Here is a 12,539-nt window from a genome sequence, read left to right as displayed (position 1 = left end):
TCCTATTCCTGATCCAGCGTTTCGAGAACAGCGGTGCAGCGCGGGCAGGCTTCCGGATGATCCGGGTTGCCGCCAAGGTCTTCGCTGATGCGCCAGCAGCGCTGGCACTTCTCGCCCGGGGCACGTTCGACAAGAATCCTGAGACCGGAGACCTCTTCCGCCTCAAAGGCTTCGGAAGTGGCTTCGGTTTCAGGAGCGAACGCCAGTGAGGAAACGATGAAGAATTCCTTGGCGTCGAAGTCTTCCAGTTCGAACAGGGGCTGGATATCGCCGAAGAGGGTCACGCGGGCATCAAGCGGTTTGCCGATGACGCCTTCCTTGCGCTTGGGTTCGATGGTTCGGTTCACTTCGTGACGGATGGCCAGGCGCTTTTCCCAAGCGGTACGCTCTGCCTCGTCCATGTTCACGGAATCCGGAGCGAAGCGCAGGGCGAACACGGTTTGCTGCTGCGGCAGGGAGCTCTTGATGGCCTCGGGCAGATTCTGGAACGCTTCCTCCGCAGTGAAGGAGAGCACCGGAGCCATATCCACGAGCAGCATCATGAGAATCTGCCACAGGGCGGTCTGCGCGCTACGGCGCTTGCGGCCATCCTGTTCCTCCACGTAGAGGCGATCCTTGAGGATGTCCAGATAGAAGGAGGACAGGTCCACGACGCAGAGGTTGTGCAGCGTGTGGTAAACCTTGTGGAACTCGTAGTTCTTGTAGGCGTTCTGGATGGTATCGTGACTGCGGGTCACCAGATCCAGCGCATACCGGTCCAGCGGGAGCATGTCCTCGGCAGACACGCGATCCTTCGCCGGATCAAAGTCGTTCAGGTTCGACAGCAGATAGCGGCAGGTATTGCGGATGCGGCGATAGGCGTCCACGAGCCTGTCCAGCGTCTCGTCGGAGATGCGCACATCTTCCTGATAGTTGGAGGCGGAGACCCACATGCGCAGAATTTCCGCGCCGTATTTGTCGATGATCTCCTGCGGCGCGATGACGTTGCCGATGGACTTGGACATTTTGCGTCCTTCACCGTCCACAACGTAGCCGTGTGTCAGCACGGATTTGTAGGGCGCCTTGCCGCGCGTTCCCATGGAGGCCAGCAGCGAGCTGTGGAACCAGCCGCGATGCTGGTCGGAGCCTTCCAGATACAGGTCGGCGGGGTAGGTGGTCTCTTCACGCTGTTCGACAACCGCGGCGAAGCTGGTGCCGGAGTCGAACCACACGTCGAGGATGTCGCGTTCGCGCTTCCAGTGGGCGGCGCCGCACTTGGGACAGGTCAGTCCTTCGGGGACGAGCTCCTCGATGGGGGCTTCGAACCAGTAGTCGCATCCCGTGGGGTGCTTGGCGTATTTGTCGCAGATGTCGTAGACCCACTGCGCGTCGAACCACGTCTCGTCGCATTCCTTGCAGATGAGCGCGGAGATGGGTACGCCCCAGTTGCGCTGACGGGAAATGCACCAGTCGGGACGGTTGGCGATCATGTTATGGATGNGCTCCCTGCCCCATGCCGGAATCCAGTTCACGTCGCCGTCAATGGCCTTGAGGGCGCGACCGCGCAGGTCGTTTTGTTCCATGCCGATGAACCACTGGGTGGTGGCGCGGAAGATGACCGGCTGCTTGCAGCGCCAGCAGTGCGGGTAGGAGTGGCTGATTTTGGAGGACGCCAGCAGGTTGCCCAGTTCTTCAAGTTTCTCGATGACCTTGGGGTTGGCGTCGAAGACGTTCATCCCGGCGAAGAACTCAACCTCGTCGAGGAATTCGCCGCGGTCGTTCATGGGGGAATAAATGTCCAGTCCGTAGCGCTTGCCGGTCACGAAGTCGTCGGGGCCGTGTCCGGGGGCGGTGTGAACGCAGCCGGTACCCGCTTCGAGGGTGACATAATCAGCCAGAACCATGGGGGATTCGCGGTCGTAGATGGGGTGCTTCGGCTTGAGCCCTTCCAGCTCGGAACCCTTGACCGTTGCGACGACCTTCGGGGAGTCCCATCCGGCGGCTTCGGCAACGGTCTCCAGCATACCTTCGGCAACCACGTAGAAATTACCTTCGACCTCGACGAAAACGTAGTCAAAATCGGGGTGCACGGCCACGGCCATGTTGTCGGGTATGGTCCACGGTGTGGTGGTCCAGATCACGACGTAGGTCTTCTGCGGATCGACACCGGCGATGTCCTTGACCTTTTCATCGAACATGGGAAAGCGGACGTAGATGGACGGGGAAGTGTGGTCCGCGTATTCGACTTCAGCCTCGGCCAGTGCGGTATGGCAGTCGCAGCACCAGTAAATGGGCTTCTTGCCGCGAACCACGCCGTTGTTTTCCATGAATCTGCCCAGTTCGCGGGCGGTGGCAGCTTCGTATTCGGGCTTCATGGTCATGTAGGGATCTTCCCAGGTGCCGAACACGCCGAGACGCTTGAACTCCTTGCGCTGCACGCCCAGCCACTTCTCGGCATACTCGCGGCAGATTTTGCGCACGGTGAGGGTGGGCAGCTCTTTGCGTTTCTTCTTCAGCTCCTGCTCGACCTTGTGCTCGATAGGCAGGCCGTGACAGTCCCAGCCCGGCACGTACTGAGCCTTCTGCCCCTGCATGTTGCGGGATTTTACCACGATGTCCTTGAGCACCTTGTTGAGCGCGGTGCCCATGTGAATGTGGCCGTTGGCATAGGGAGGGCCGTCGTGGAGGCAATATTCACCGTTCTCGCCACCGGAGGAAATCATCTGGTCGTAGGCGTCGATCTCTGCCCAGTACTTCAGGGTTTCCGGTTCACGCTGCTTGAGGTTCGCCTTCATGGGGAACTTGGTTTTGGGCAGCAGAAGAGTTTTCTTGTAATCACTCATGGTTGGCCGATCCTCCGGGGACGTATATTTCTTTGAATAAAGTAGGTGGTCCAAAAAGAGCGGCTAGAATGGTTCAAGGGGGTGCGGAAGTCAAGGCCCGAAGCGGAAGAGTGCGACGATACACCGTGTTAGACGCAAACAGGCAATCTCGTTTTTCCATTTGGAAACGGTCTGTGGTATTGCCCGAGGCATCGCAGGTGAAGATCCGATACGGAAACGATCAGATTCGGCAAACAGGGCCAAGGTTGGTACTCATGACGCTCTCATCGAAAATTTTCAATGAAAACACTGAAAAATGGTATTCGGGGTATGCTTTTCAAGGTGCCGTGGTGCTCGGCATCGCCCCCATCCTGATTCCGATAATCGTCGGCAAGGCTGCGGGAAATGGCGCGGCGGGTATTGTCGTGGCCGCGTTCTACGCCGGCCAGTTGCTTTCGCCACTGCTTGGAGGGCTGGCCGACAGAACCGGCAAACTGCGCATGATTTGGGCGTTCGGCTATGCGATTCTGGGGCTGTGTCTTGCGCTCTTTGGCGGAACGTCGAATCTGGTTTTCTGGATGACCCTTTGTTTCCTTCAGGGCGTGGGGGCCGCCGCCAGCAATACCGTGGCCGCCATGTTTATCGTGGAGTTCAAGCCCAAGGCGCAATGGGATGATCGAATAGGATGGCTTCAGACGTTCTACGGAGCGGGACAGGCCATTGGGCTGGGCCTTGCCGCGGCGCTTCAGGCCACGCCGGAGTTGGGAATGCTCGCTTCCGGGCTGCTCATGCTTCCCGGCTGGTGGCTGGGGCGCAAAGGGCTGCCAGCCGAGGAAGATCGAACCCCTCAGGAGTCGGCACAGAGAACCGGAGGCAACCGCCCGGCGCGTCAGCCGGTGCCGCACAGTCATCATAGGCTTGGCCGACTCAAGCATTTCTACAACCTGTTGACGCGATTGAAATCCGGGTACGGGCTGTTCATCTTCAGTTGGTTCCTTTCCATGCTCTCCATGTGGCTCATCTTCAATCTGTATCCGCTTCTGATGCAGCAGACTTATGGCATCGGGGCCTTTGCTTCATCCCTGTACTATGCCGCGGGGGCTTTTATAGGAATCTTTGCGTATGCACCGTCAGGCGCGCTGGGAAGAAGGGTCGGCAATGGCTTTGTGGTCATGCTTGCCTATGCGCTCGTCATCGTGTCCGTGGCCGGGATGACGGTGCTTGCATTCACGAACAGCGCACAGAGCGTCTGGCTGGCACCGCTTTTCTTTTTGCTCACGCCCATTGCGTGGTCGCCGGCAATCGTCGCAGGTACGGCCTATGTGGCGGAGCTGGCCGATTTCGAGGAAGGCAGCGCCATCGGAATATTCAATGCCACCACTGCCATCGGCAGCGTGCTGGCAGCGCTCGGCGCAGGCGGCATCGCGGATTCCCTCGGTTTTTCAAGCGTGCTCGTGCTTTCAGGCGTACTCGGAATCGCGGCCTGCGTCCCGCTTGCCAAGGTCATGATCTCGCGTAAAAAAGACGCTGTTGAAACAACAGGGGAAGGCGGGAAGAGGGTGTTTTAGCTGGAGAGAGACGGGCCGGAAGCCGTTATATGGCAATGGCGGCATCGCTCGTGGCATGAGAAAATGAAAGGGCGGGAAAGCTGCTTTCCCGCCCTTGTCAATTACTTGGAACCGAGTTCGATACTGCGCAGATAGGATTCCGTGACCGCGTCCACAATATTGCCTCGCGTCGCCGTGCGATCCAGATGCAGCAGCGCCTTGATGGTCGTTCCGGCAGGGGAGCTGACCATTTCGCGCAACTGGCTGACATGGTGATCGGACTCCTTGGCGAGTCTGGACGAGCCGCTGAAGAGCGCTTCGACCATTTCCGTGGACTCCTGCCGCGTCAGCCCGAGATTGACCCCGGCCTCCATGAGCGCCTCCATGAAATAGAAGACGTATGCGGGACCGGAACCGATGACTGCCGTGAAGGCGTCGAACTGCTTTTCCGAGAGCACCTTGACCAGCCCGAGCCCGTCAAAAATCTCGGGAATGAAGCTTTTGCTCTCGTCGGACAGTTGTTCGTCGTCAAGACAGATCGCGAAGACGCCTTCGCCGACCATGGCGGGCGTATTGGGCATGATGCGGACCACGGGGCATTCCTGTCCGGACATCTCGCGGAGCGTATCCACGGTCAGTCCGGCGCAGATGGAAACGAGGCACTTGTCCGGGCCGAGGGCGGGGGAGATGCTTTCCAGAACCTTGGACGCGTGCTGCGGCTTGACCGCGAGTACGACATAGTCCACCGCTTCGGCGAGCGCCTTGGCGTCCGGCTGGGCCTTGAGGCCGTATTCATTTTCGAGGGTGGCGATGACCTCGGCGTTGAGGTCGGTGCCGTGAATCTCGACGTCATCACGCACGGCCATGCCGCGGATGATGGCGGACCCCATGTTTCCTACGCCTATGAACCCGATTTTTTTCATTTAGTTCACCTGTTCGATGCTGCTGAAGAAGTAGGCCGTTTCGACTGCGGCGGTTTCGGGAGCGTCGGAGCCGTGAACGGCGTTGTTCTGGATGTTGGTTGCAAAATTCTTGCGGATTGTGCCTTCCTCTGCCTGTTCCGGGTTGGTGGCGCCCATCAGTTCCCGGTAGCGGGCGATGGCGTTCTCGCCTTCGAGGATTGAGACCACTGCCGGGCCGGAAGTCATGAATTCCACCAGTTCGCCAAAGAAAGGGCGTTCCTTGTGAACCGCGTAGAAGCCTTCGGCTTCCTTCTGGCTCATCTGGACCATTTTCATGGCCTTGATCTTGAGGCCCGCGTCGCTGATCATCTGCAGGATGGCGCCGATGTTGCCCGCCGCGACGGCGTCGGGCTTGATGATGGAAAGAGTGGTTTCTACAGTCATACCTAATTGCCTCCGATTATTTGTTTTACCCATGTTACCATGACGGTCCCCCCGGACCGCCTTTTGGCGCTAGCCCAGCAACATGCGGTCGGTGACCCCCTCACCGCCGCGAAGCTTGGCAAAGCGCTGCAAAAGATCTTCGACTTTCAGGCCTTTCTTCTCCTCGCCGCAGATATCCATGACTATCTCACCCCGGTGGAACATGATGAGTCGGTTGCCGAGGCTGATGGCCTGCTGCATGTTGTGCGTCACCATCAGTGTGGTCAACCGCTGCCCGGAAACCAATTCGTCCGTCAGGTCGAGGATCATGCTCGCGGTCTTCGGGTCGAGGGCGGCCGTGTGCTCGTCGAGCAGGAGTAGGCGAGGGCGCACCAGTGTGGCCATGAGCATGGTCAGGGCCTGACGCTGGCCGCCGGAGAGCAGGCCGGTTGCTGTCCCGAGCCGGTCTTCAAGGCCAAGGTTCAGCGTCTCCAGCCGTTCGCGAAAATAGTCGCGGTCGCGGCGCTTCACGCCCATGCCGAGTCCGCGCCGCTTGCCACGTTTCATGGCCAGAGCCAGATTCTGTTCGATGGTGGCTCCGGCGCAGGTGCCCATGAGCGGGTCCTGAAACACGCGGCCGATGCGTCCGGCGCGCTTGTATTCCGGCCAGCCGGTTACGTCGTCGCCATCCAGCTCCACCTTGCCCGAGTCGAGCCGGAACGTACCGGCCACCGCATTGAGAAACGTGGACTTGCCAGCGCCGTTGGAGCCGATGACAGTGACGAAATCGCCTTCGCGCACATCAAGGCTCACGCCGTTCAGGGCCGTGACTTCGTTGACGCCGCCCTTGTTGAATACCTTGATTCCGTCGGAAACGTTCAGCATGGAACTCATGCCCGCCTCCCGGCAAAGAGCTTCTGCTTCATCTTGGGCGCGGTGAGTGCGATGACCACCAGCACGGCGGTGATGAGGTTCAGGTCGCTCGGCGTGATGGAGAAGGAGCCGAGCTTGAGGCCGAGGGCGAGGGCGATGGCCACGCGGTAGAGCACCGAGCCGAGCACGGCGGCAATCAGAGCGCGGCTGATGGATTTATCGCCAAAAACTGTTTCGCCGATGATGACAGAGGCAAGGCCCGCGATGATGGTTCCCACCCCCATGTTGACGTCCGCCGCTCCCTGATTCTGGGCCACGAGAGCGCCGGAAACCGCCACAAGAGCATTGGAGAGACCCACGCCGAAGATGATGACCGTGTCGGTATTCACACCCTGACTGGTGATCATTCGCGGGTTGTCACCGGTTGCCAGCACGGCAAGGCCGATTTCGGTATGCATGAACCAGATCAGCAGTCCGACCACGGCAAAGGAGATGATTCCGAAAAGAATCGGCGTGGACTGGAACATGGGCAGGCCGGTGAAGGCGTTGAACTGATCCACCACCGTGTCCGCGCCGAGAAGTGTCATATTGGGTTTGCCCATGACCCTCAGGTTGATGGAATACAGGGCGATCATGGTCAGGATGGATGCCAGCAGGTGCAGAATCTTGAGCTTCGTATTGAGGATGCCGGTGACCATGCCTGCGAGAAATCCCGCCCCCGCAGCCATGGCGCAGGCCAGCGCCGGGGAGTGGCCGCCGGATATCGCAACGGCGGAAACCGCTGCGCCAAGCGGCAGGCTGCCATCGACCGTGAGGTCCGGAAAATCGAGGATGCGGAACGTGATGTATACGCCAAGGACCATCAGGCCGAAGGCGAACCCCTGTTCCAGCGCCCCCAGCAGGGCGTACGTCGTCATGTGAGCTTTCTTCCTGTCCTTTGAGGCGGCGCGCAAAAAAACAAGGCGCGTCCGACAACGCGCCTTGTATCGTCATTATGTTCTTTTCGCAACGCCTGTTACTTCACGACCTCATCGGCCTTTTCAAGCATCTCGGCCGGAATTTCAAGACCCATGGATTCGGCTGCGCCGGGGTTCACGTAAAGCTGAAGCCGCTTGATGGTTTCCACCGGCATTTCGGCCGGATCGGCACCTTCATTCAAAATTCTGGCGGCGATGTCAGCGGTCTGGATGCCCATCTGACGATAATCGATGGCCAGCGCGGCGATCGAACCGCGGCGAACGGAGTCGGTATCGCCGGTGAACAGGGGGATGCGGTTCTGACGACAGACCTTGATGGCGGATTCAAGAGCGGAAATGGCGGTGTTGTCCAGCGGGATGTAAATGGCGTCCGCGCGTCCCACAAGGCTCTTGGCCGCCTGATACACGCCGGAAGAGTTGGCGATGGTGGCTTCTTCGATGGTCACGCCCTCTTTCTTGGCAAATCCCTTGAGCAGGTTGATCAGGGTCACGGAGTTGGGTTCGCCGGCATTGTAGATGACGCCGAGGCTTTCCAGTTCGGGCATGAAGTCCTGCACGAGGTTGAGGTGCTTGTGCATGGGGCTCATGTCGGTCATGCCGGTGACGTTGCCGCCCGGCTTGTCCAGATGGGCCACGATGCCTGCACCGACCGGATCGGTGACGCCTGTGAAGACGATGGGGCGGTCCTTGATCTTCTGCACCGCGTGCTGTGCGGAAGGCGTGGTGATCGCCAGCACGAGGTCGGGCTGCTCGCCCTTGATCTGGTTGGCGATCTGCACGCTGGTGGCGGGGTTGCCCTGAGCGATATGTTCCTTGAATTCGGCGTCGATGCCGAGTTCGATGATCCTGTCCTTGAATCCCTGACGCATGGCATCGAGGGAGGGATGTTCAACGATCTGGGTGATGGAAATGAGGCGGGACTCTCCGGCTGCGGCGCCTGTTGCCATGAGCAGGGTCAGGCAAAGCGCGACGATGATGCGTTTCATTATTCTCTCCTTAAAATGGCGGATAGGTATGGCGTATCACGACATCAAGGAGCGAAGAAAGTCAAGTATCAAGAGAGGGGAAACCTCGGTCACGAGGCTGTGCAAGTGAAGGCTGACAAAGGTGGATCAGGATGGAATCAGAATCTGATGTCCTCTTCCTTCGAGACCTTGAAGGCCTTGTTGCCCTTGACCCGTCCGGGCAGGCCATAGAACTTCTTTACGCCCTCGATCTCGGCTTCGAGCAGGTTGTCCTCGTCGGTGTCGAGCAGCATGATGTCGCCCTCTTCAAGGTTCAACAGCTGGCGGCCGGTTATAGTTGTCTTGCCGAGGCGGACCACCATTTCCACCGGCGTGTCCATGAGCCGCTCCTTGAAGCGGTTGATCCACACGTGGTCCACTTCGAGGCGCTCGGACTGGAAGGAGGCGTGCAGTTTGGAGCGGATGGGCTCCATGGTGGCGTAAGGCAGGCAGACGATCAGCGAGCCGATGGCGTTCTCAAGCTCGACCTCAAAGGTGATGACGATGACCACGTCAGAGGGCGGAACAATGGCAGCGAACTGCGGGTTCACCTCGGTGCGTACCATTTCGATATGCACCTCGTGCACCGGTTGCCAGGACTCCTCCATGTTGTTGAGCGCGATGAGTACGACCTTCTCGACAATGGCCTGCTCAATGGGCGTGAAATCGCGGCCTTCGACCTTGGGCTGGCTGCCTGCGCCGCCGAAGAAGTTTTCAACGAGGGCAAAGACGAGTCGGGAATCAACCACGAGCAGGGCGTTCCCGCGAAGGGGATCCATTTTGAAGATGGAGATGGAGGTCGGAACCGGCAGGGAACGCATGAAGTCGCCAAACTTGGACATGTCGATGGAGATCGGGTTGATGTCCACCCGTTTGCGCATGGTGTTGGCCAGCGCATTGGTGCAGAGCCGGGCAAAGCGGTCGTTGACGATTTCCAGAACCGGCATCCGCCCTCGGATGATCCTGTCCTGGTTCGCGAGGTCGAATGATACGACCCCGGAATCGTCTTCCGGCAGCTCCGCCTCGGTTTCGACATCCCCTCCCGAGAGTCCCCGGAGCAGGGCATCGACTTCATCTTGTTCAAGAATCTTGCTCATTCGGCATCCCTGTGCATCGTTCTGTTCGCGAAACCGTCACCGTCATCTTTTACACGGTCACGGCATTGTAAAGCAAGAAGCGGACCGTTTTTCATTCCAGGAAACTGCATAACCGGAACAAACCACTACCTTTTCTCTACACGCCACGTGCCGCCTTTGCAAGGATTGCGCTTTTTCCGACTCTTTTTTCATCAAGAGAAAAATTTGAGAAAGTCTAGAGCTGGTAAAATATTATGCAATTAAAAGGTTTTGAATGCAGGTTCGGACAAGCGGGCTATGGAGTCTCTGTCGGAGTTGTTCCAAGGGAGACGATCGGCGCCTGCTCTTTGAATTCCGGGGAAATCTGAGTGATGGGAACGATGGAAACCTTTCCGTCAAGGCTAGCCTGCCACTTTTCGAGGGCGGCAACCGTTTCCTTATGGGGGTGTCCGATGGCTATTGCCATGCCATGCTTTCGGGCGATCCGTTCCGCTTTCTTGAGCTGAAGGATGATTGCCTGAACGTCTCGGGTGTTGTCTATGAACACGTCACGACGGTAGAACGGAATGCCAACCTTGCGCGCCGCCTTGCGGCCTGCGGAGCGCGAGGTGGTGCGGCTGTCCAGAAAGAACAGCCCTTGTTGATCAAGCTCGTTGAGCACGACTTTCATTCCGGTGTAAAACTCCGTGAAAGCCGAGCCCATGTGGTTGTTCACACCCTGCGCTCCGGGGACCAGCTCAAGATTCTCCCTGACGATTCTCTTGATCTGATCGGCGGTCATATCCGTGAAAACTGCCCCTTTACCGGGGTTGGTCTCAGGCCACCCCTGAGGCTGCATCGGAAAATGAATCAGCAGGGGATTACCGGATTCGCGTATCAGCCGGGCGGACTCAAAAGTGTGTGTGCTGTGCGGCCAGACAGCATAGGCAAGGGGGATGTCGAGCTTGAGCATCCTGCGCAGCAGATACAGGTTTTCGCCAACGTCATCGATGACCACGGCCATGATCGGCCCCTGCGGAGCTCCGTCGCCAAGCAGTGGCGCCTTCGGTTTATGGGAGAAGGTAATGGTGTGCGTCTGCACGCCGTCAACACTGATGCTGACGAGATCGCTCCCCCTTTTTTCAACCTGTGCGCGGGAAAGACGCCGCTCAAGCGCCGTGTGCAGGTCAGCAAGAAAATCACTGATGTCTTCAGGCTCCGGGAGCGTCATTTTCTGGAAGTGGTAGTCCTCGCCTTCGTGCGAACGTACCTCTACGTCGTCGAGATGCAGTTCGCTGAAATCGGTTTCATGGACTTTCAGGGCTTCGAGAAGAGAAAAATCGACCAGACGGACCTGTTCGGCAATTCCGGGCCCTTGCGGCTCTTCATAGGCACGTCCTGCATTCATGTTTTCCGATGCAGTGGCGTTGTCGGTGGCCACCTCGACCCCGGAGGGCGGAAGGGCGGCATCAGGGGCCGACCTCAGGCTGATAAAAACGAACAGCGTGACCAAAAGGCACAGGGCCACTGCGGTAGCCGCGATGGGGACGGGCCGGAGGAGCTTGTCGCTCCACCGGCCCTTATTGCCTTCCTGTTCCTGAACCTCTTCAGGTCCTTTGTATTCGTCGTTCATCGGCGTGATGTATTGTCTTTACTTGATGCTGCGAAGCTTGGGCAGCTTCTTGACCAGTTCCAGAGCCATGCGCAGCTGGTTGTCGCGCCTGAGCATTTCGGCGACCTTTTCGGAGACGGCCTTCTTGTGGACCTTGTCACCGTTAACGTTTTCCAGATGGCCGCTCAGGTCCTTCTCGCGGAAGAAGCGGTGGGGGCGATCATCATCCTTTTCAGTCGGTTGAATGAAGGGGATGGTCAGGTCGGGTTCAATACCTGTGGCCTGAATGGAGCGCCCGCTCGGAGTGTAGTACAGGGCGGTGGTCAGCTTGATGCCTGCTCCGCCGGGGAGAGGGTAGAGCGACTGCACCGAGCCCTTGCCGAAGGAGCGTTCCCCGATGAGCAGGGAGCGGTCGTGATCCTGCAGCGCACCCGCCACGATTTCGGCGGCGGAAGCGGAACCGGAGTTGATGACCGTCACCAGCGGCACGGTAACATCGTCACTTTTGCGTGTGGCGAAGTAATCCTGACGGTTGTTTTCGTCGCGACCCTGCACGTAGACGAGCAGGCCGTCCTCGATAAAGGTGTCGGCCACGGAAACGGCCTGTCCCAGAACGCCGCCCGGGTTGTTGCGCAGGTCGAGAACCACACCCTTGAGTTCGGAGCCATCCTTCTGGAAGTCCCGGATTCCCTCACGAAGCACGCGGGTGGTGTTTTCGTTGAAGCGGGTGAGACGAACCAGCATGTAGCCGTCGCCGAGGCTGTGCGTCTTAACGCTCACAATGGGCACGGTGCCGCGCACGATGTCGATATCTTCGGAGGCTTCAGCGCCTTCATGCAGTATGTTCAGCGTGACGGTGGTGCCCTTTTCGCCGCGGATCAGTTTGACCGCGTCGTTCAGGGTCATGTCGTAGGTGGGGGTGCCGTCGATTTCGAGGATGACGTCCCCGGCCTTCAGTCCCGCTTCATACGCCGGGGTGTCCTCAATGGGAGTGACCACTGTCAGGCGATTGTTCTCCATGCTGATTTCTATGCCGATGCCGCTGAATTCACCGCTGGTGCTTTCCTGCATTCCGGAGAATTCGGCGGGTGTCAGATAGTTGGAGTGCGGGTCGAGCTGTTCAAGCATGCCCTTGAGTGCGTCATCGATGAGCTCCTCGCGGGAGATGGGATTGACGTACTGTTCTCCGACCAGCTCAAGAACCTGGCTGAAACGGCTCAAAACCTGAAATCTATCCGGATCCTTACCCGCGACGCTCGGTCCCGGGGAAACCGCGAGTGCGAAGAGAAGAAGGGCCGTGGCCAGCCAAAGAGTGATTCTCATCAGGTCCTCCCGTGGTGGGGGA

Annotated in this window: 10 protein-coding genes; 1 reads left to right on the top strand and 9 read right to left on the bottom strand. The window is 58.8% G+C overall.

Translation table 11 applies throughout. The features are described from left to right. Window positions 1-2 precede the first annotated feature (2 nt). Window positions 3-2,822 (bottom strand): isoleucine--tRNA ligase, encoded by a 2,820-nt coding sequence (ileS, locus tag B149_RS0111715; RefSeq protein ID WP_018125351.1) that lies wholly within the window; start codon window positions 2,820-2,822, stop codon window positions 3-5. A 254-nt stretch (window positions 2,823-3,076) separates the two neighbouring features. Here ileS and B149_RS0111710 point away from each other — a divergent pair, with 254 nt between their 5' ends. Continuing rightward, window positions 3,077-4,369: an MFS transporter gene (locus B149_RS0111710; protein ID WP_018125350.1), complete on the top strand. Its 1,293-nt coding sequence runs from the start codon at window positions 3,077-3,079 to the stop codon at window positions 4,367-4,369. A 101-nt stretch (window positions 4,370-4,470) separates the two neighbouring features. Here the strand turns inward: B149_RS0111710 and proC are convergent, their stop codons facing one another. The 8 genes from proC to B149_RS0111670 form a co-directional block, all read right to left on the bottom strand. Next, a complete protein-coding gene (proC, locus tag B149_RS0111705) occupies window positions 4,471-5,271 on the bottom strand; it encodes a pyrroline-5-carboxylate reductase (RefSeq protein ID WP_018125349.1) in 801 nt (266 codons plus the stop codon). Continuing rightward, window positions 5,272-5,694 (bottom strand): nucleoside-diphosphate kinase, encoded by a 423-nt coding sequence (gene ndk / locus B149_RS0111700; RefSeq protein ID WP_018125348.1) that lies wholly within the window; start codon window positions 5,692-5,694, stop codon window positions 5,272-5,274. It lies immediately after the preceding gene. Window positions 5,695-5,763: 69 nt separating this feature from the next. Next, on the bottom strand, window positions 5,764-6,558 hold the full coding sequence (locus B149_RS0111695; RefSeq protein ID WP_026167588.1) for an ABC transporter ATP-binding protein: 795 nt from the start codon (window positions 6,556-6,558) through the stop codon (window positions 5,764-5,766). A 5-nt stretch (window positions 6,559-6,563) separates the two neighbouring features. Then, entirely contained in the window at window positions 6,564-7,463 is a 900-nt protein-coding gene (locus tag B149_RS0111690) for an ABC transporter permease (RefSeq protein ID WP_018125346.1), read from the bottom strand. 98 nt (window positions 7,464-7,561) lie between these two features. After that, window positions 7,562-8,509 (bottom strand): ABC transporter substrate-binding protein, encoded by a 948-nt coding sequence (locus B149_RS0111685; RefSeq protein ID WP_018125345.1) that lies wholly within the window; start codon window positions 8,507-8,509, stop codon window positions 7,562-7,564. 137 nt (window positions 8,510-8,646) lie between these two features. Continuing rightward, window positions 8,647-9,624 (bottom strand): flagellar motor switch protein FliM, encoded by a 978-nt coding sequence (gene fliM / locus B149_RS0111680; protein ID WP_018125344.1) that lies wholly within the window; start codon window positions 9,622-9,624, stop codon window positions 8,647-8,649. Window positions 9,625-9,898: 274 nt separating this feature from the next. After that, a complete protein-coding gene (locus B149_RS17110; protein ID WP_018125343.1) occupies window positions 9,899-11,215 on the bottom strand; it encodes a divergent polysaccharide deacetylase family protein in 1,317 nt (438 codons plus the stop codon). Between the two features lie 18 nt (window positions 11,216-11,233). Next, window positions 11,234-12,517 (bottom strand): S41 family peptidase, encoded by a 1,284-nt coding sequence (locus B149_RS0111670; protein ID WP_018125342.1) that lies wholly within the window; start codon window positions 12,515-12,517, stop codon window positions 11,234-11,236. Window positions 12,518-12,539 lie beyond the last annotated feature (22 nt).

Origin of the sequence: Desulfovibrio oxyclinae DSM 11498 (assembly GCF_000375485.1) — a bacterium.
In the GTDB taxonomy this organism is placed as follows: domain Bacteria; phylum Desulfobacterota; class Desulfovibrionia; order Desulfovibrionales; family Desulfovibrionaceae; genus Pseudodesulfovibrio; species Pseudodesulfovibrio oxyclinae.
Note: the sequence above shows the minus strand (reverse complement) of the source record. Positions and strands in the feature narration are given on the sequence as shown.